Origin of the sequence: Phenylobacterium sp., from assembly GCF_030693625.1 — a bacterium.
GTDB classification, from domain to species: Bacteria; Pseudomonadota; Alphaproteobacteria; order Caulobacterales; family Caulobacteraceae; genus Phenylobacterium; species Phenylobacterium ferrooxidans.
In genome coordinates, this window is the sequence record NZ_JAUYAF010000077.1 from 1 (window position 1) to 18,229 (window position 18,229).

22 protein-coding genes and 1 tRNA gene are annotated in these 18,229 nt (G+C 68.5%); 9 read left to right on the top strand and 14 right to left on the bottom strand.

Features of this window, described 5'->3' with window-relative positions:
* The 4 genes from Q8N10_RS18150 to cpdR form a co-directional block, all read right to left on the bottom strand.
* A partial coding sequence (locus Q8N10_RS18150) for a hypothetical protein (protein ID WP_304781290.1) occupies positions 1-255 on the bottom strand: 255 nt, incomplete at its 3' end.
* A 477-nt stretch (positions 256-732) separates the two neighbouring features.
* Positions 733-867, bottom strand: coding sequence for a hypothetical protein (locus Q8N10_RS18155; protein WP_304781293.1), 135 nt, complete (start codon positions 865-867; stop codon positions 733-735).
* Between the two features lie 256 nt (positions 868-1,123).
* Positions 1,124-1,198 (bottom strand) — tRNA-Val (locus tag Q8N10_RS18160).
* A 73-nt stretch (positions 1,199-1,271) separates the two neighbouring features.
* Positions 1,272-1,631 carry a cell cycle two-component system response regulator CpdR gene (gene cpdR, locus Q8N10_RS18165; protein ID WP_304781296.1) on the bottom strand — a complete coding sequence of 120 codons (360 nt, stop codon included), beginning with the start codon at positions 1,629-1,631 and terminating at the stop codon, positions 1,272-1,274.
* A 128-nt stretch (positions 1,632-1,759) separates the two neighbouring features.
* On the opposite strand from cpdR, the gene Q8N10_RS18170 reads away from it, so the two are divergent.
* From Q8N10_RS18170 to Q8N10_RS18180, 3 genes are all read left to right on the top strand, one after another.
* Positions 1,760-2,665 carry an N-formylglutamate amidohydrolase gene (locus tag Q8N10_RS18170; protein ID WP_304781298.1) on the top strand — a complete coding sequence of 302 codons (906 nt, stop codon included), beginning with the start codon at positions 1,760-1,762 and terminating at the stop codon, positions 2,663-2,665.
* Positions 2,666-3,048: 383 nt separating this feature from the next.
* Positions 3,049-4,881 carry a translational GTPase TypA gene (gene typA, locus Q8N10_RS18175; RefSeq protein WP_304781301.1) on the top strand — a complete coding sequence of 611 codons (1,833 nt, stop codon included), beginning with the start codon at positions 3,049-3,051 and terminating at the stop codon, positions 4,879-4,881.
* Between the two features lie 220 nt (positions 4,882-5,101).
* Positions 5,102-6,274 carry an aminotransferase gene (locus Q8N10_RS18180; RefSeq protein ID WP_304781304.1) on the top strand — a complete coding sequence of 391 codons (1,173 nt, stop codon included), beginning with the start codon at positions 5,102-5,104 and terminating at the stop codon, positions 6,272-6,274.
* Positions 6,275-6,372: 98 nt separating this feature from the next.
* Here the strand turns inward: Q8N10_RS18180 and Q8N10_RS18185 are convergent, their stop codons facing one another.
* From Q8N10_RS18185 to Q8N10_RS18220, 8 genes are all read right to left on the bottom strand, one after another.
* Positions 6,373-7,128 carry a helix-turn-helix transcriptional regulator gene (locus tag Q8N10_RS18185; RefSeq protein WP_304781306.1) on the bottom strand — a complete coding sequence of 252 codons (756 nt, stop codon included), beginning with the start codon at positions 7,126-7,128 and terminating at the stop codon, positions 6,373-6,375.
* Complete coding sequence (locus Q8N10_RS18190) at positions 7,125-7,502, bottom strand: VOC family protein (protein WP_304781309.1); 378 nt, start codon at positions 7,500-7,502, stop codon at positions 7,125-7,127. Before Q8N10_RS18190 ends, Q8N10_RS18185 begins: the two co-directional genes overlap by 4 nt.
* A gap of 121 nt (positions 7,503-7,623) precedes the next feature.
* Positions 7,624-8,427: an enoyl-CoA hydratase/isomerase family protein gene (locus tag Q8N10_RS18195; protein WP_304781313.1), complete on the bottom strand. Its 804-nt coding sequence runs from the start codon at positions 8,425-8,427 to the stop codon at positions 7,624-7,626.
* Positions 8,428-8,849: 422 nt separating this feature from the next.
* Positions 8,850-9,281 carry a response regulator gene (locus Q8N10_RS18200; RefSeq protein ID WP_304781316.1) on the bottom strand — a complete coding sequence of 144 codons (432 nt, stop codon included), beginning with the start codon at positions 9,279-9,281 and terminating at the stop codon, positions 8,850-8,852.
* Positions 9,282-9,296: 15 nt separating this feature from the next.
* Complete coding sequence (locus Q8N10_RS18205; RefSeq protein WP_304781319.1) at positions 9,297-10,373, bottom strand: sensor histidine kinase; 1,077 nt, start codon at positions 10,371-10,373, stop codon at positions 9,297-9,299.
* Positions 10,374-10,523: 150 nt separating this feature from the next.
* Positions 10,524-10,967 (bottom strand): GNAT family N-acetyltransferase, encoded by a 444-nt coding sequence (locus tag Q8N10_RS18210; protein WP_304781323.1) that lies wholly within the window; start codon positions 10,965-10,967, stop codon positions 10,524-10,526.
* Between the two features lie 154 nt (positions 10,968-11,121).
* Positions 11,122-11,886: an SDR family oxidoreductase gene (locus Q8N10_RS18215; RefSeq protein WP_304781325.1), complete on the bottom strand. Its 765-nt coding sequence runs from the start codon at positions 11,884-11,886 to the stop codon at positions 11,122-11,124.
* A 110-nt stretch (positions 11,887-11,996) separates the two neighbouring features.
* The gene (locus tag Q8N10_RS18220) at positions 11,997-12,311 is read right to left on the bottom strand and encodes a helix-turn-helix domain-containing protein (RefSeq protein ID WP_304781328.1); all 315 of its coding nucleotides are present in this window, start codon (positions 12,309-12,311) and stop codon (positions 11,997-11,999) included.
* Positions 12,312-12,549: 238 nt separating this feature from the next.
* Here Q8N10_RS18220 and Q8N10_RS18225 point away from each other — a divergent pair, with 238 nt between their 5' ends.
* Positions 12,550-12,921, top strand: a complete 372-nt coding sequence (locus tag Q8N10_RS18225; RefSeq protein WP_304781330.1) for a nuclear transport factor 2 family protein — start codon at positions 12,550-12,552, stop codon at positions 12,919-12,921.
* A gap of 15 nt (positions 12,922-12,936) precedes the next feature.
* Here Q8N10_RS18225 and Q8N10_RS18230 read toward each other — a convergent pair whose 3' ends face one another.
* Complete coding sequence (locus Q8N10_RS18230) at positions 12,937-14,124, bottom strand: alpha/beta fold hydrolase (protein ID WP_304781333.1); 1,188 nt, start codon at positions 14,122-14,124, stop codon at positions 12,937-12,939.
* Between the two features lie 161 nt (positions 14,125-14,285).
* On the opposite strand from Q8N10_RS18230, the gene Q8N10_RS18235 reads away from it, so the two are divergent.
* The gene (locus Q8N10_RS18235) at positions 14,286-14,666 is read left to right on the top strand and encodes a VOC family protein (RefSeq protein WP_304781336.1); all 381 of its coding nucleotides are present in this window, start codon (positions 14,286-14,288) and stop codon (positions 14,664-14,666) included.
* A gap of 170 nt (positions 14,667-14,836) precedes the next feature.
* On the opposite strand, the gene Q8N10_RS18240 is transcribed toward Q8N10_RS18235, so the two are convergent.
* Positions 14,837-14,968, bottom strand: coding sequence for a hypothetical protein (locus Q8N10_RS18240; protein WP_304781339.1), 132 nt, complete (start codon positions 14,966-14,968; stop codon positions 14,837-14,839).
* A 163-nt stretch (positions 14,969-15,131) separates the two neighbouring features.
* On the opposite strand from Q8N10_RS18240, the gene Q8N10_RS18245 reads away from it, so the two are divergent.
* From Q8N10_RS18245 to Q8N10_RS18260, 4 genes are all read left to right on the top strand, one after another.
* Positions 15,132-15,800: an MnmC family methyltransferase gene (locus Q8N10_RS18245; RefSeq protein ID WP_304781342.1), complete on the top strand. Its 669-nt coding sequence runs from the start codon at positions 15,132-15,134 to the stop codon at positions 15,798-15,800.
* 274 nt (positions 15,801-16,074) lie between these two features.
* Positions 16,075-16,404, top strand: a complete 330-nt coding sequence (locus Q8N10_RS18250) for a UrcA family protein (protein ID WP_304781344.1) — start codon at positions 16,075-16,077, stop codon at positions 16,402-16,404.
* 275 nt (positions 16,405-16,679) lie between these two features.
* Entirely contained in the window at positions 16,680-17,009 is a 330-nt protein-coding gene (locus Q8N10_RS18255) for a UrcA family protein (RefSeq protein WP_304781347.1), read from the top strand.
* Between the two features lie 117 nt (positions 17,010-17,126).
* Positions 17,127-18,092: an alpha/beta fold hydrolase gene (locus Q8N10_RS18260; RefSeq protein WP_304781350.1), complete on the top strand. Its 966-nt coding sequence runs from the start codon at positions 17,127-17,129 to the stop codon at positions 18,090-18,092.
* Positions 18,093-18,229: the final 137 nt, after the last annotated feature.

An 18,229-nucleotide genomic window follows, 5' to 3' on the forward strand; every position in this document is an offset into this window, starting at 1 on the left:
AATCACCGCGCCCGAGGACGGGATGGTCTTGATGAGCTGGACCATGGTGGGCGCGCCGCGGTTGGCCAGCTCCTTGGAGCCGATCACGTCGACCGGCAGGGCCGCGTCCTCAGGCGTACCGGCGATGAACGAGCCGGTGACCACGACTTCTTCAACCGTGGCGGAATCGTCCTGTGCAGCGGCGGTCCCGGCGAGTCCCATCGTCAGGGCCACGGCCAGAATCGAACCACCGCAGAAATAACTGCTTTTTGACATCAATGTTTCCTTTCCCCCTCCAACGGCCTGTCCCCAGTTAGAAATGCCTGGAGGCTAAGCGGCCGTAGAGTGGCGCGATCATCGGTTGTCTCGGCCGCGAGCGCCAGAGCAGGTTTGGATTGTTTCCCGTTCGAAACGGGCAGCATCAGCCGCTAAGCTTTTGCCATAACTGACAAATATCTCGCGCCTATACATACCGACAACAGGAAACTTTCATGCCTCGCCATCCATGCGGGTATCGGTTTGGTTTTGCAGATGTTTTCTGGGGGTCAATTTTATATACCACCGTTCGGATCGTGCCGGTCCTTCGAAAAAACCGGCCGGTCGGTCGGGAGGTGGCGGAAGAGCCAAAAAAGGCACTGTTGCAACACCGCCGCACTTTTCGGAAAAAGGCTTCGCGGCGGAAAGCGCGCTGACGCCACGTCAGGTGACGACCTGCGTTTGGGTGACCCTCGCCGCCTGCCCCGACGGACCGTCTCAGAGCGTGGCCGGCCCGCAAGCAACCCGAAGTCGGGTGAGAAAGTAGCCGAGACCTGGCTTGCCCGCCGCAGCGAAGGTGTCCTCCGCCGTCTCCACGATGGGCGCGCCGGGGCCGCTGAAGGAGGTGTTCACCCACGCTCCCCGCGGGGCCACGGTCGAAATGGCCCGCCGCCCCGGGCGTGTTTCACCCGGGCGCGGAGCTCCTTGTTGCGGAATCGCAGGAGGCCGCCCTGATCCAGCACCCGAGCCGCTTCCGTCGTGGCCAAAGCGCAATCGCCTGAGCAAGCACCGCAGCCGTTTGGTTTGGGCGACCTGTCTCGCCGCACCTGTCACAGCTGGCGAAGCGCCCGGCCTCGGGGCGCGAAGGAAGGTGGTGGTGGGAAACGGATGGTGGACGTGACAGGGATTGAACCTGTGACCCCCTCGATGTCAACGAGGTGCTCTCCCGCTGAGCTACACGTCCAGACCGTCAGGTCTCCCTTTCGGGAGCGGAGGCGGCGGTATAATGGAGCACCGTTTCCGGCGCAAGCGCGGCTTTAGGCGGCCGCCATCATGCGCTCGACCTCGGTGACGATCTCCCGCAGGTGAATCGGCTTGGACAGCACCTTGGCGCCGGGAGGCGCGCTCTCGCCGGCAGCGAGCGCCACGGCGGCGAAGCCGGTTATGAACATGATGCGCAGGCCAGGATGCCTGGCGGCCGCCAGGCGGGCCACCTCGATACCGTCCATGCCCGGCATGACGATGTCGGTGAGCAGCAGATCCCAATCCTGGTCGAGAACCGCAGCAGCCTCTTCGCCGTCGGCGCAGGCGGTTACGTCATAGCCCGCACGTTCCAGGGCGCGGCTGAGGAAGCCACGAAGGGAATCGTCATCTTCGGCCAAGAGAATCCGGGGCATGGGTGTTCCGCGCGAAGGGTTCAGAAGCGCACACCATAGTGGGCCAGATGTAAACTCGCGATGAACCATCCTGGCGCGCCGCGCTGATCGTTTGACCGCTCACGGCGCGCGCCGTCATATGAAAGCCGATGACCGCCTTTGAGCCCCTTGTCGCCGACGCCACCGCGCCCAGGCCCGCGCCCTCCTTCGACATCTGGCGCGCGGGTCTCGACGGTCAGCCGGCGCCCACCCCCCTGGTCTTCGCCTCCCCTCATTCCGGCCGCCTCTATCCCGCCGACATGATGGCCGCCACGGCGCTGGACGCCGTCGCCATCCGCCGGTCCGAGGACGCCTTCGTCGACGAACTGATCGAGGCCAGCCCCAGCCTGGGCGCCACGGTCATCGCCGCGCGCCTCGCGCGCGCATATATGGATGTCAACCGCGAGGCCTTTGAACTCGACCCCGGCATGTTCGCAGACGAGTTGCCGGAATTCGCCCGCGGCCGGTCGGCGCGCGTGGCGGCTGGCCTGGGAGCCATCGCCCGGGTGGTGTCGGAAGGTCAGGAGATCTACGCTCGCAAGCTGACCTTCGCCGAGGCGCGCGGCCGCATAGAGCTTGCCCACGCCCCTTATCACGCCGCCCTCGCCCGCTTGCTGGGAGAGGCGCACGCCGCGCACGGCTTCGCGATCCTGGTGGACTGGCATTCCATGCCGGCCGCGGCGGCCCGGTCCGGTGGGGGCGCCTGCGACATGGTGCTGGGGGACCGCTTTGGGGCGGCCTGCGCGCCCATCGTGACTCAGAGAGTGGAGCGGGAGCTGGAGGCGCTGGGTTACCGCGTCGCCCGCAACGCGCCCTATGCCGGCGGTTACACCACCGAGCACTACGGCCGCCCGGCGAGGCGAACACACGCCTTGCAGATCGAGATTAGCCGGGGGCTCTATCTGGATGAGGCGCGCCTTGAGACCACCGAGGGCTTCGCCAAGTTGAAGCGCGATCTGCAGCAGCTCACCGCAATGCTGGCGGGGGCCGACTGGAGCGGGTTGAAGACCGCCTAGACAGGCCCGGGGGCACCGTTTCTTCCTACGCCTACGCCGCCCAGGCGTCAGGCCAAAAAAAAAGCCGGACCCGAAGGCCCGGCAGTTCATTAGGGAGGAAACGCCCAGGAAGGGCAGAGGCGACAGGGCCGCCTCACAGGATTACAAGTACAGTGCGGCGCACAAAACTTCAAGGTCGAATGCGTTGAAGTCGTAAGTTTTTTTGTCGCACAATGAAATTGTCGTTAATTTTCAATAATATGAATTTCGACAATGTGCGGTATAGGACATGCTGCATCGCACAACGACACAACCATATGGTCAACGCCCGCGACGAGATTGCGCTGGTGAAAGCCCCCGCGCTCGCTTACAAGCCGCGCGCCCTTCCCGAGATAAGAATTTAAATGTCGCTCCGCAACATCGCCATCATCGCCCACGTCGACCACGGCAAGACCACGCTCGTCGACCAACTGCTCGCCCAGTCTGGCGTCTTCCGCGCCAATGAGGCGACGGTCGAGCGCGCCATGGACTCCAATGACCAGGAGCGCGAGCGCGGGATCACCATCCTGGCCAAGTGCACCAGCGTGCTGTGGAACGGCGAAGCGGGCGAAACCCGCATCAACATCATCGACACCCCCGGCCACGCCGACTTCGGCGGCGAGGTCGAGCGGATCCTCGGCATGGTGGACGGCTGCGTCATCCTGGTGGACGCCGAAGAGGGCGTCATGCCCCAGACCAAGTTCGTCCTGGGCAAGGCTCTGAAGATGGGCCTGAAGCCCATCCTCTGCCTCAACAAGGTCGACCGGCCCCACGCCGATCCCGACCGCATCCTGAACGACGCCTTCGACCTGTTCGCCGCCATGGGCGCGACGGACGAGCAGCTGGATTTCCCGCACATCTACGCGTCGGGCAAGAACGGCTGGGCGACCCTGGACATGGCCAAGCCCAACGACAACCTGGCCCCCTTGTTCGACCTGATCGTGCGCCACGTGCCCGAGCCCAAGGTGGTCGAAAACAAGGACAAGCCCTTCCAGATTCTGTCGGTGCTGATCGAGAACGACCCCTTCCTCGGCCGCCTGCTGACCGGCCGCATCCAGTCGGGCAAGGCCACCCCCGGCATGGCGATCCACGCCCTGTCGCTGGACGGCAAGGAAGTCGAGCGCGGCCGCATCACCAAGGTGCTGGCCTTCCGCGGCCTGAAGCGCCAGCCCATCGAGGACGCCGAGGCCGGTGACATCGTCGCCATCGCGGGCCTGTCGAAAGCCACCGTGGCCGACACCCTGTGCGCCATGGAGGTCACCGAAGCCCTCCCGGCCCAGCCGATCGACCCGCCCACCATCTCCATGACCGTCTCGGTGAACAACAGCCCGCTGGCCGGCCGCGAAGGCGACAAGGTGCAGAGCCGCGTGATCGCCGCGCGCCTGCTGAAAGAAGCCCAGTCCAACGTCGCCATCCGGGTGACCGAGACCTCCGACAAGGATGCCTACGAGGTCGCCGGCCGTGGCGAGCTGCAGCTGGGCGTGCTGATCGAGAGCATGCGACGCGAGGGCTTCGAACTGTCGATCAGCCGTCCCCGCGTGGTGTTCCAGACCGACCCGGAGACGGGCGATCGCCTGGAGCCGGTCGAGGAGGTCATGATCGACGTCGACGACGAGTTCACCGGCATCGTCATCGAAAAGCTTTCGGCCCGCCGCGCCGAGCTCAAGGACATGGGCCCGTCCGGCGCTGGCAAGACCCGAATCAGCCTGATGAGCCCGTCACGCTCGCTAATCGGCTACCAGGGCGAATTCCTTACCGACACCCGCGGTTCGGGCGTGCTGAACCGCGTGTTCAGCCACTACGAGCCCTACAAGGGCGTCATCGACGCGGGCCGCAAGGGCGTGCTGGTCTCCAACTCCGACGGAGAGACGACGGACTTCGCCTTGTGGAACCTCGAGGATCGCGGCTTCATGTTCGTGGGCGGCGGCGAAAAGACCTACCAGGGCATGATCATCGGGGAGAACTCGCGCTCCGACGACCTGGACGTCAACCCGATGAAGGCCAAGGCGCTCAACAACATCCGCGCGTCCGGCAAGGATGAGGCCGTGCGCCTCACCCCGCCGCGCCGGATGACCCTGGAGCAGGCCATCGCCTATATCGAGGAAGACGAGCTGGTCGAGGTGACGCCCAAGTCGATCCGCCTGCGCAAGCAGGTGCTGAACCCCAGCCTCCGCAAGCGCCGCGCCAAGGAAGAATAGTCCCTAGAGCGGCAGCTCCATGAAAACGTCGGCCCTCGCATAGGGGGTCGGCCGGGGCGGCGGTTGCACGAAGCCGGCGGCGCGGTAGACCGCGGGCGGATCCAGGCCTCGTTGAGCCGTTTCCAGGCCTCTGCGTGGCGGGTTCGAAGGCCGTGATCAGCATGGCTGGCATCTTGGCGCGGAAGCTGTGCTAGGCACATTCCCCGCTCAGGAGCGCGCCATGGCCCATCCCGTCTTCGCCAACCTTCCGACCACCGTGTTCGAGGAGATGTCGGGCCTGGCCCGGGAGTTGGGCGCCATCAACCTGGGCCAGGGTTTCCCCGACGACCCCGGCCCCCTGGCGATCCGCCAGAAGGCGGCCGACGAGGTGCTCAACGGCTACAACCAGTACCCGCCCATGGCCGGCCTGCCACAGCTGCGCGAGGCGGTGGCCGGGCACTATCGCCGCTCTCAGGGCCTGGACCTGGACTGGAAGACCGAGGTCACCGTCACCTCCGGCGCCACCGAGGCCCTGGCCGCGGCCTTCCTGGCCCTGGTCGAGCCGGGCGACGAGGTGGTGGTGTTCCAGCCGGTCTATGACGCCTATCTGCCGCTGATCCGCAGGGCCGGCGGCGTGCCGAAACTGGTGCGGCTGGAGCCGCCGCACTGGCGGTTCGACCGGGCCATGCTGGCGGCCGCCTTCACCGACAAGACCCGCTTCGTGGTGCTGAACAACCCGATCAATCCGGCCGGCGTCGTGCTGCCTCGGGAGGACCTGGAGCTGCTGGCGGAGTTCTGCGTGGCCCATGACGTGACGGCCATCTGCGACGAGGTCTGGGAGCAGGTGGTGTTCGATGGGGCCGTCCACATCCCCTTGATGTTGCTGCCGAATATGCGCGGCCGGACGGTGAAGATCGGGTCGGCCGGGAAGATGTTCGGCCTGACCGGCTGGAAGGTGGGCTTCCTCTGCGCGGCGCCGGAGCTGACCCACGCCCTGGCCCGCGCCCATCAGTTCCTGACCTTCACCACGCCCCCCAGCCTGCAGGCCGCCGTCGCCTTCGGACTGGACGAGCCAGGCGACTGGTTCACCGCCATGCCGGCCGGGCTACAGCGGTCGCGGGACCGGCTGGGCGAGGGCCTGACCCGGGAGGGGTTCAAGGTGCTGCCCAGCCAGGGGACCTACTTCCTCAATGTCGACCTGGCCGCCTCCGGGGTCAGCGAGCCCGACCGGGCCTTCGCGCTGCGGGCGGTCAAGGAGGCCGGCGTCGCGGCCATCCCGGTCTCGGCGCTGTACGAGGCCGAGCCGGTGACCAGCATCCTGCGGCTCTGCTTCTCGAAGGGGGACGCGACCCTGGACGGGGGGATCGAGCGGCTGGCGAGGGCGCGGGAGCTGTCGCGGAAGGCCGCCACCTAGCCAACATGTTGGTGGCCGCGGATGGAAGAAAACGACTTTCGCGCGCCGTCACCACCAAGCCTTACGGGGCCTGGGTTTGCGGCGATCCTGGCCAACCATCATTGGCCGACATGTGAGGGTCTGTATCGCCCTGGGGTGACGCCGAACTGCCGGCGGAAGGCGGTGATGAAGGCCGAGGGGCTGTCATAGCCACAGTCCAGGGCCGCCCCCGTCACCGAGCTTCCGGCGCACAGGACGGCGACCGCGTGGATCATCCGGGCCTTCTGACGCCAGGCCTCAAGGGAGAGGCCGGTCTCGCGCGGGAAGATGCGCTGCAGGGTGCGCAGAGAGGCGCCGGCGGCCCGCGCCAGGTGGGTGAGGTCGCCGCGGTCGTCGGGCGCGGCCTGGACCTGTTCGGCCAGGGCCAGGGCGCGCGGGTCCAGGGGCAGGGGCAGGGCCAGGTCCTCGCGCGGGGCGGCCGCGATCAGGTCGATCAGCACCCCGGCCAGCCGCCCATGGGGCGCGACCGCGGGATCCAGCATGCCCAGGCCAAGGATGTGCAGCACCAGTTCGCGCAGCAGCGGCCCCACCTCCAGGACACAGGCCTCGGCGGGCAGGGGCCCGGCGATCTGCGGGGCCACATAGAGGGTGCGCATGGCCACGGCCCCCGCCATGCGGATCGAATGAGGTCGCAGCGGCGGCAGCCAGACGGCGCGGGTGGCCGGCGCCAGCCAGGCGCGGCCCTCCGTCGTCACCCGCATCACCCCGGTGCGCCCATAGACCAGCTGGCCCCAGGGGTGGTCGTGGTCGGCGATGACCATGCCGTCGGGATAGGTCGCGGCCAGGGACCGGACCAGGAAGCCGTCGCCGCTCACGTCGCGCGCTCGGCGTCGTACTGCATGGCGCCGATGATGTTGCCCTCGGGGTCCTGGAAATAGATCAGGTCGCCGACCCCCTCGATGCGGACGCGGGGCATGAGGATCCGCGCGCCGGCGGCCTCCAGGGCGGCCAGGGTGGCGGCGAGGTCCTCCACCCCGAAGGTGGTCTCCAGGGCGTTGGTCTTCACCCCGGGGCTGAGTTCGCGGCGGCCCTGCAGGGCGCCTATGAGCCCCTCGCCCACATCCCGGGTCTGGTAGAAGTTCGGCGGGCCCCAGGGGGTGAAGGTCCAGCCGAAGACCGCCTCGTAGAAGCGTTTGGCGCGGGGGACGTCGTCGGCGTTGATGGCGAAGTGGCGCAGGTGCGCGGTCATGGGAGCCTCCCTGTTGAGGCTGGGAGGATGACTCCGAACGGCGTGGCGCGCTTGCGCGACTATGACGAGATATGTCGCGGACGCGCCAAGTCGGTCTTCACCGGGCCCGACGACGTCCCCCTCAATCCCCCTGGAAGCGACCCGGGCGTTTCTCGAAGAAGGCGGTGACGCCCTCGCGGAAGTCGGCCGAGCGGCTGGTGAGCAGGTACTGGTCGCGGTCCATGAAGGTGGCGGCGTGGGCGCCCCCGGCGGCGGCGGCGTTGACGGCCTCCTTGGTCATGCGCACCGGCAGGGGCGGCAGGGCGGCGAGCCTGGCGGCCCAGGTGCGGGCCGCGGCCAGGGCCTGGCCGGCCGCCGCCACCTCGTCGCAAAACCCCCAGTCCAGGCAGACCTGAGCGTCCGTCGCCTCGCCGAACATCACAAAGCGCTTGGCCCGGGCCGGCCCCACCAGGGCGGTGATGCGCGGCAGGCTGCGCCAACTCATGTTTATGCCCAGGGGAACCTCCGGCAGCCGCAGATAGGCGCCCTGGCCCATGATGCGGAAGTCGCAGGCCACGGCCAGGGCGCAGCCGCCGCCGATGCAGAAGCCCTCGATGGCCACGATCGTCACCGCCTCGATGGCCTCCCAGGCCTCGCACATGTCGGGGCCGGCCATCACCGCCTCGCGGGTCTCCAGCAGGGTCGGACGGGTGCGCTCCCCCTGGGCGGCTAGGTCGGCGCCGGCGGAGAAGTAGGTCGCCGCCCCGGTGAGGATGACGGCGGTGAGGTCGGGGCGCCGCCGCACCGACCGCGCGAAGGCGGCGAGTTCCTCCATCAGGGCGGTGTTGAGCGCGTTGCGGGCGGCGGGCCGGTTCAGGGCCACCTCCGCCACCGCGCCGGCGCGGCGGACGGTCAGGTGGTCCCAGGCGTGGGCGAATGGATCCATGGCGGCTCTCCCCTTTTTGGGCTGAGGATCGCCCGCGCGGGTGAGGGGCGCAAGGATGGGAGGGCGGAGGGGGCGATCAGCCGATATGGCCGGCGCGCGACGCCTTGTCCTCACGCGCGGTCAGGCTTGACCGGTTCGACGGCCCCCTCACCCTGCCCGCTCCCCCGCAAGAGTGAGAGAGGAGGTGGTAGCTGGAGGTCCGCCGTCAAGCTCGTCTCTTCCCCCGGGGGGAGAGGGTTGGGTGAGGGGGTCCCTCCACCGCAATGAGCGGGGAACAGGATCAGCCCTTCCCCACCCGTCTGTCGACCCCTAGAGCCCTTTCCCTTTAGACGGAATCGTCCAAAGGGATAAAAAGGGCTCTAATTCAAAACGTTAGAGGATGTTTCGATCCGATAACCGGTTTCCACTTATCGGAACATGCTCTAGGCCACCTCGGGCAGGTCCTCGTCGAAGACCTGCAGGTCCTTGGGGCAAGGCTGGGAAGCGTCGCCGGCCAGGCGGGCCAGGAGGTAGGCGACGGCCGCCACCATGTCGTCGACGCTGTAGGGCTTGGCCAGGGAGCCCACCGCCACCGAGCGGGCGGCGGTGGCGCGGCGGGGCTGGCCACTGATGAACACCACCGGCACGCCGATGGCCTTGAGTTCGACGGCGAGCGCGATGCCGTCATTGCGGCCGTAGAGCTTGATGTTCACCAGGGCGAGGTCGGGGTTGCACTCCCGGGCCGCGGCCATCGCCTCGCCGGGGCGGCTGGTGAGGTCCATGACCTGATAGCCGGCGTCCTCCAGCCCGCTCTTGAGCGAGATGGCCGTCAGGATCTCGTCCTCGACAATCAGCAGGGTATGCGGCTTTTCCATGGACAGGGGCCTCCTTCAAAGGCTCGCGGCGGCTTGGCCGTCGGCGGGTAGGTCTTGCACCAGGGCGACCTGGGTGTGGGTGACCGTGACCGAGGTTCCGGGGTGGGCGGACTTGATCTCCACCACCGCGTCCAGCTGCCGCGCGAGGGCCTGGACGATGCTGGTCCCCAGCCCGATGCGGCCCTGGCTTGGCTGGGCCAGAAGTCCGGCGCCGTCATCGGTGACCGAAAGCGTCCAGTTGGGGCCGTGGACCTGGCAATCCACCACGATCTTGCCGGACCGGCCGTCCGGGAAGGCGTGCTTCAGAGCGTTGATCACCAGTTCGGTGACGATGAGGCCCAGGCTGACGGAGATGCGGGCGCTCACCATGCCGCCCTCGCCGGTGACCCTCAGGGAAATCCTCTCCGGGTCGGCGATCATGGAGGCGGCGATGCTGTCGCACAGGGAGATGAAGTAGGTCTGGAGCTGGACGGTCTCGGCGGCGGACTCGCTGAGCTGGCGCTCCAGGGCGGCCACGGACATCACCCGGTTGTGGGCGTCCTTGAGGTGAGAGCGGGTCTCCTCCGACTGGGTCCTGCGGGCGTTCTGCAGCAGGACGCTGGCGATGATCTGCAGGCTGTTGGCCACCCGGTGGCGCACCTCCGACAGCAGGACCTGGTTTTCGGCCAGGGCGTCATCCTTGAGCTTCTGATCGGCCAGGGCCTGGGTGGTGTCGGTGACCGACATCAGCAGGCGGCGGTTCTCCAGGTCGAGATAGACCAGCCGCTGGGCGTGGATCAGCAGATGACGGGGGGAACGGCCGGGCCGCACGAGATCCAGTTCAAAGGCGTCGACCGGGGCGTCCCCCGCCGCCGTGGCGTCCAGCAGGGCGCGCAGGCGCGGCATCTCCCACTCGCCGGCGCCGAGGCTCGACAAGGGGCCGCCCACCGCCCTGTCCACATCGAGCTCGAACACCTGGCCGAAGGACTGGCTGGCGGAGACGATGTTGAGATCCCCGTCCAGCAGCAGCAGCGGAGCCTGCGACGCCGCGACGATGGCCAGGGTGAGGCTGAGCGCGGCCTCCTCGGAATAGTGCGGGGTTTGGGCCGCCATGGGCGCCCTTCAAAACAGCTGGAGGCTCGCGAAACGAGAGCCGTACCCAGATAGATCATCGCACAATATCCGCCGGATGCCGGACGGTGTCTGTCGGACGAAACACTCTAGCACAGGATGTGTTGCATCACGTCGCCCCGCCGGTGAGGGTCAGGGGCGCGCCGGCCGGCGGCGGAAGATGTCCACCCCCTCGCGGCCGGTCTCCGAAAAACCGAAACGGGCGTAGAAGCGATTGGCGTCGCTCAGCTCCAGGACCGTCAGGGCGACGGCGTGGCCCGCCGCGTCGGCCTCCGCCAGCAGGGCGCTCATCACCGCCCCGCCCAGGCCCGCGCCCTGGAACGCGGGGTCGAGGTAGAAGTGCTCGATCTCCCACGCGTCTTCGCGCGGGCCGAAGGCGACGCAGCCGGCCAGGGCCGGGCCGACCCGGATCAGCCGCGTATGCTCGGGGCGGAAGCTCTCGATGAAGCGGGCCCGCGCCCGTTCCGGCGTGAAGCGGCCCACCCGCTCCAGACTTTCGCGCAGGGCGGCGATCCGTAGGGCGACCAGGGTTTCGAGGTCGTTGGGGGCGGCGGGGTGGAAGGTGAAGGCGATCAATTCATCCCCCTTCCTCAATCGTCATGGCCGGGCATGTCCCCGCCATCCATGATCGCCGGAGCCCCGTAAGCCTCCACGACGACCGCCGTACACCCTGCGGGAAGACGGAGATCATGGGTCCCCGGGACAAGCCCGGGGATGACGGTTGTTGGACTCAGCAGGTGGACCCGCCGTCGACGACCACGGCCTGGCCGGTCATCCAGGAGGCGGCCTTCGACGCCAGGAAGACCGCGGCGCCGGCGATGTCGTCGGGCTCGCCCAGGCGGCGCAGGGGGTTGCCGGCGCTGGAGCGCTTCTCGGCTTCGGGGGTGTCCCACAGGGCCTTGGCGAAGTCGGTCTTCACCAGGCCCGGCGCGATGCAGTTGACCCGGATGTTGTCGGGACCAAACTCCTGGGCGAGGTTGCGGGCCAGCTGGAAGTCGGCGGCCTTGGAGATGTTGTAGGCGCCGATGCCGGTGGAGCCGCGCAGGCCGCCGATGGACGAGATGATGATCACCGCCCCGTCGCGGCGCTCGCGCATCTGCGGGGCGGCCATCTGGATCAGCCAGTTGTTGGCGATGATGTTGTTGTCCAGCACCTTGCGGAAGGCGTCGTCGGTGATCTTCGACATCGGACCGAAGAAGGGGTTCGACGCGGCGTTGCAGACCACGATGTCGATGCGGCCCAGCTGCTTGGTGGTCTCGTCCACCAGGCGCTGAAGGTCTTCCTTCGAGGAGATGCTGGCGGGGATGGCGATGGCCGCGCCCGGGTGCTTTGCGTTGATGGCCGCGGCCACCTCGTCGCAGGGCCCAGCCTTGCGCGAGGAGATCACCACCTTGGCGCCGTGCTCGGCCATGCGCTCGGCGATGGCCTTGCCGATCCCGCGCGAGGACCCGGTGATGATGGCGACCTTGCCGGTCAGATCAAACAGCTCACCCATGAGCGCATCTCCCTTAAAACAGATGTTTGGTTTTATGGGCTGGCATTTGCGGGATGGGGCGACGTTGCGTCAAGGGTGGGTGCGCCGCGCGTTCTCTCGCCCCACCCTCCTCAGATAAGATCATCGACCGCCACACCCAGCGCCTCGGCGAGGCGCTTGAAGCTGTCCACCGTGCCGTCCCGTTTCCCGGTCTCGATCTGGGAGAGATAGCCCTCCGAGAGCTCGGCCATCGCGGCCAGGGCCGACTGATTCAGGCCCCGATGTTGGCGCCAGAGCTTCACGGGGCTCTCTCCGGCCAGCATGCGATCCAGCATATCGGCGGGGATCAGCTCCTCCTCCCCCGAGGCCAGGGCGGCCTTGGCGCGGTCATAGGCGCGGAGGTCCCGGTTGGGGCGGCAGAGGGGCGTTTTCTTGTTCCCTGGCATTTCGGCTTCTCGTCGGCGGCGCGGCGCGTGGGCTTCCCGTGGCGACAAGGAATACCGCGGTAGGGCAGACGGTCCAAGGCCGCGCCTGTGGCCCCTGGGTCCCGGCTCTCCGCTGCGCTGCGGCCGGGATGACGGTGAATGTGGGAGCGGGCGCGGAGCCTGAGCCCCCGCTTCGCGGAGGCGGAAAAGCAAGCCAGAGTGCGGCGCGCCCCACACACGCCCCCTCACGGAGACCCCCATGACCCGCAACGAGCAGATCATCGCCGACTTCATCGCCGCCTGGTCGCGGTTGGACGCCGAGGAACTGGTCGAGTTCTTCACCGAGGACGGGACCTATCACAACATGCCGACCCGGCCGGTGAGCGGGCGCGCGGCCCTGACCGGGTTTATCGCAGCCTTCCTCAAGGACTGGAGCAGCACCCAGTGGGAGGTGCTGAACCTGGTCTCCAACGGGGACATCGTGATCGCCGAACGGATCGACCGGACGGTGGTGGCGGGCAAGCCGGTGGACCTGCCCTGTTGCGGGGTGTTCGAGATGCGGGACGGCAAGATCGCGGTCTGGCGGGACTATTTCGACATGGGGACCTATGTCGCGGCCCTGAAGGCCTGAAGCCGCCGCCTCGGCTTACCGAACCGTCGCCAGGAAGGCGGTGACCTCGCCCACGAACCAGGCCCGCTGGTCGCGGTGGACATAGTGGCCGCCGGCCGGGGCGGTGCGGTGGAGGGCGCCGGGATAGCGGGCGGCGAGGTCGGACTGGGCCTGGGTCCAGAGGCTGTCGAAGGGCTTGGGCCCCGGGGCGCGCGACAGCACCAGGACGGGCTTGCCGGTCGCCGGCGCCAGGGCGTCCACCTGGGCGACGGTGGCGTCCAGGGCGGCGACCTCGGCCTGGGCGCCCTGGGGGGCGAAGGTCATCATGGCCGGGGTGGCGACGCACATGGACAGGCCGGCGGCCCGGCAGCGGGCGGTGAAACCGGCGGGGCGGGACTCCTCCAGGATCAGACCGGCGACGGCGTCCGGGTGATGGGCGGCGAAATACTCCGCATAGAGACCACCGATGGAGTGGCCAGCCAGGACATAGGGGCCGGGCACGCCGGAGGCCGCCAGCAGGGCCTCGAGCTCGCGGGCCACGGCCGCGGCGTCGCGGGGGCCGGCCGGCGCGCCGCTGCCGCCGTAGCCGGCGCGGTCATAGAGGATGACGGTGGCGTGCGCGGCCAGGTGCGGGGCGACGTCGCGGAACGAGGCCATGCCGTCGCCGAGGCCGGAGATCAGCACCAGGACCGGGCGGCCCTGGCCCTGGACCTGGTAGGCGACCGCATGGCCGTCAGCCTGGGCGACGGACGCGGGGGGCGCGGCGCTGGCGCTGGTCCCGAACAGGGCGCCGGCGGCCAGGGCGGCGGCGAAGACCCCGTGGCCTGGGCTCGACACCCGACGGCCGCGGATCAGGCGCGCGGCCAGCCAGGCGGCGGCGGCAAGGTCGAAGGTCATGCAGAAGGCCGGCCACCAGGGCGGGACGCCGGGATTGTCCACCAGGCTCGCGTGGAACAGGTCCTGAATCCCGTGGGCGGCCAGGGCCGCCACGACCCACCAGAGATTGGTGCGGAAGCCCAGCACCGCCACCGCCGCGAAGGCGACCAGGCCCAGGGTCTCGATCCCGAGGGCCGGCATGGAGCCCCCCAGGACGGCGAAGAGGTCGTAGTAGGAGGCGACCACCACCAGGACGACCGGATAGAAGGCCCGTCCACGGTCGAAGCCCACAACGGTCGCAAAGGCCCCCACCGCCAGGCCGAGGCCCGCGCCCACCAGATATTCCATGTGCGTCCTCCTTGAGATCCAGATGCAGGCTAGGGGACGGCGGGTCTGGCGAAAATGTCAGATGGATCGCGGATCTCGCCACGGTCGGGAGGCTGCGCGGGCGCTGGAAACAGGAGCCAAGGCCCCCTATGAAGCGGGACAACAGCAAAGGGAGAGCGCCAATGTTTTCGCACATCATGATCGGGACCAACGACGTCGAGCGGGCCAAGACCTTCTATGACGCGGTGCTGGGGACGCTGGGGGTGCCGGCCGGGAACATCGATGGCGGACGCCGCGTGTTCTACCGCACCAAGACCGGGGTGTTCTCGGTGACCAAGCCGATCGACGGGGAGCCGGCCTCGGCGCCCAATGGCGGGACCATCGGGTTCGCCTGTGAGTCGCCCGAACAGGCCGACGCCTGGCATGCGGCGGGCGTGGCGAATGGCGGGACGGCCATCGAGGAGCCGCCCGGCGAGCGCGAGGGTTCGGGGCTGTACCTGGCCTATCTGCGCGATCCGGACGGCAACAAGATCTGCGGGCTGTACCGGATGCCGCGGGGCTAAGTCCTACGGGTCCCTTCTCCCCTTGCGGGAGAAGGTGGCCCTGCGGAACAGGGTCGGATGAGGGGTCGATAGCCCTATCCGGAAAATCTGCCCCTCGCGCGTCCAGCGGAGCGCGCCCCCTCATCCGTCAGCTTTGCTGACACCTTCTCCCACAAGGGGAGAAGGATCGCTCAATCGAAGTCGAACATGACGTCGTCGGGGTGGCGGGCGGCGGCCTGGTGGCTGATGGGCCCCTCGTCGGTGAGGGTCACGGCGTCCACCAGCAGGGCCTCGTCGCCGGCGCCCAGGATGCGGATATCCATGGGGCTAGCGGAAGGCGAGCCTGGCGCCCGGGACGCGGCCCTGGCGGGCGAGGGCGGCGGCGGTCTGCGGCAGGCGGGTCATGGCGGGCTCCCTTCGGCGTCTCATCAGATCAGTTCGCGCGGTGGCTGGCGAGGTTACGTCCAGACAAGATAGAAGGGCCCCATGATCCCCTGGGAACACCTGGACACCGCGGTCGTCCCCGATGGGGGCGGCGAGCTGCGGCTGATGCGGCGGGGCGCCGAGTACTCGATCATGGCCGGCGCCATCGAGCTGATGAACAGCCGCCTCAGCGGATCGGAGGAGGCCCTGGCCACCCTGGTCTGCGCGCGGGTGGGGCCGGCGGCGCGGCTGCTGATCGGCGGCTATGGCATGGGGTTCACCCTGCGCGCGGCGCTCGCGGCGCTCGGGCCGCAGGCGTCGCTGGTGGTGGCCGAGCTGGTCCCCAAGGTGGTGGACTGGGCCCGCGGGCCGATGGCGCACCTCTCGGCCGGCGGCCTGGAGGACCCGCGCGTCAGCGTCGTGCTGGGGGATGTGAGCCGGGCGATCGCCGCCGGCGCCAAGGCCTATGACGCCATCGCGCTGGACGTGGACAACGGCCCCGAGGGGCTGAGCCGCAAGGAGAACGACCGGCTCTACAGCCGCGAGGGCCTGGCGGCGGCGCGGCGCGCCCTGTCGCCCGGCGGGGTGCTGGCGGTGTGGTCGTCGGGGCCTAGCGAGGCCTTCACCCGGCGGCTGAAGTCGGCGGGGTTCGACGTCGAGGTGGTTCCGGTGCGGGCCGGCGGCGGCAAGCGCGGCGCGCGGCACGTGATCTGGCTGGCCACCAACCCCTAATTCCTCCCCCAGCGCGCGACCGGGCTCTGCGCTTGAGGCTCGCCCCCTCCACCGCGCCTGCGGCGCGGTCCCCCTCCCCCGTTCCACTCCGCTTCACAGGGGAGGAAAGCGTTAAGTACTGTTACTCGCACGTCATGTATGTACGAGCTTTAATGTCCTTAAATCTCTGTCATTACCTGGTATTCACAAGACTTACGAAGTCGACCCTCGTATCTCGAAGTCATCGGCGGCGCAACGCGGCCAACCACATTCGAGACCTTAGAGGGACCACCCCATGTTCAAGCTGACCCACACCGTTTCCGCCGTCGCCTCCCTGGCCCTGGCCGCCGTTCCCATGCTGGCCCTGACCACCGCCGCCCACGCCGCCCCGCTGTCGGTGAGCGTCGGTGACCTCTCCACCGCCGCCGGCGTCGCGGCCTTCGAACAGCGCGTCGACAAGGTGGCGGGCCATGTCTGCGAAGCCCAGGCCCAGGGCGTCGGGACCCGGATGGTCAACACCAGCGGCTGCCGCGAGGCGGTGCGCGCCGAGGCCATCGACAAGCTGAGCGCCGCCCAGCGCAGCCAGATCGCCGCCAGCGGCGTCTCGCAACTGGCCGCCCGCTAGGACGTCCTTCCTCCCCAGTCGGGACGTCACGGCCTAGAAGCCCGCCCTCACCGGCGGGCTTCTTTGCGTTTCGCCCGCCGGTTACGCTCCGATCCCGATTGTTACCGCGCGTTAAGTAACGTGACGCGTGTAACGAATATGTACTTTCCGTAATGATCTTAAATCTCTGTCATTACTTGAACTTCACGGGACATCGGCGAGCAGCGGGTCTATCTCATCGGTCATCGGCGGCGTGTCGCCGCCCACCACATCAGACACCCAGAGGGAAGCCCACCATGTCCAAGCTCACCACCAAGATCGCCGCCGCCGCCACGCTCGCCCTGGCCGCCATCCCCATGCTCGCCCTGACCACGGCGGCCCACGCCGCGCCGGTGAACCTGAAGGTGGGCGATCTCTCCACCGCCGCCGGCGTCGCGGCCTTCGAGCAGCGCCTGGACCGGGTGTCCAAGAATATGTGCGACGCCCAGCGCCTGGACGTCGGGACCCGCATGGTCAAGACGCAGGGCTGCGTCGAGGCGGTCCGCGCCGAGGCCATCGACAGCCTGACCCAGTCGCAGCGCAGCCAAGTGGCCGCCTACGGCCGCTCGGAACTCGCCGCCCGCTGATCCCCCCGTCCTCCCCAGCCCTGGGGGATAAGCCGAAAAGCCCGCCCTCCCCGGCGGGCTTTTTTGCGTTTGGCGGACGCGCGGTCATGGGCCTAACCATGGGGCCAGGAGGACCCCATGCCGCAGTTCCGCACGATCGACCTGCCCGATGTCTCGCTGCGGGTGGCGATGGAGGGCCAGGGCCCGCTGGTGGTCCTGGTGCATGGCTTTCCGGAGAGCTGGTACAGCTGGCGCCACCAGATGGGGCCGATCGCCGACGCCGGCTTCACCGCCTGCGCCATCGACGTGCGCGGCTATGGCGGGTCGGGCAAGCCCGCCGAGGTCAGCGCCTATGACATGGAGCACCTGGTGGGGGACCTGGCGGCCCTGGTGGAGCAGCTGACACCCGGCGAGAAGGCGGTGCTGGTTGGCCACGACTGGGGGGCGCCCATCGTCTGGAACACCGCGCTCATCCGCCCCGACAAGGTGCGGGCGGTGGCGGGGCTGTCGGTGCCCTATACGGGGATTCCGAAGACCAGCTTCATGGACCTGGTGGACAAGGTGTTCACCAGCCGCGGCAAGTTCTTCTACCAGGCCTGGTTCCAGGAGGTGGGGCCGCCGGAGGCCGAGCTGGAGGCCGATCCGCGGATGAGCCTCCGTAAGTTCTACTACGCCATCAGCGGCGACGCGCCGGACGGGACCTGGCCCAACGACAAGGTCCACGGTCAGAGCCTGCTGGAGGGACTGGTGGACCCCGATCCCTTCCCCGCCTGGCTGAGCGAGGCGGACCTGGACTATTACGCCGCCGAGTTCGCGCAGTCGGGGTTCTTCGGACCGGTCAGCCGCTACCGCAACCACCAGCGGGACTTCGAATATCTGTCGAAGTTCGCCGGCCGCAAGATCGACCAGCCCAGCCTGTTCATCGGCGGCGAGCGGGACCTGGTGCTCTCGATGCTGGGCCGGGGCAACCTGCTGGAGATCATGGGCGAGGAGATGACCGACCTGCGCGGCGCCGACATCCTGGAGGGCTGCGGCCACTGGACCCAGCAGGAGCGGCCCGACGAGGTGAACGCCCGGCTGATCCCCTGGCTGAAGGGGCTCTAGAGCCTGATCCGTTGAGGTGGAATCGCTTCGCGATTCCGCCGATGCGGTGGATCAGGCTCCCAGATTTAAGCGAGAGCATGATTCACGCCTGAGCCGGGACCGCTGCGCGGTTCCGTCTCAAGCGATCATGCTCTAGG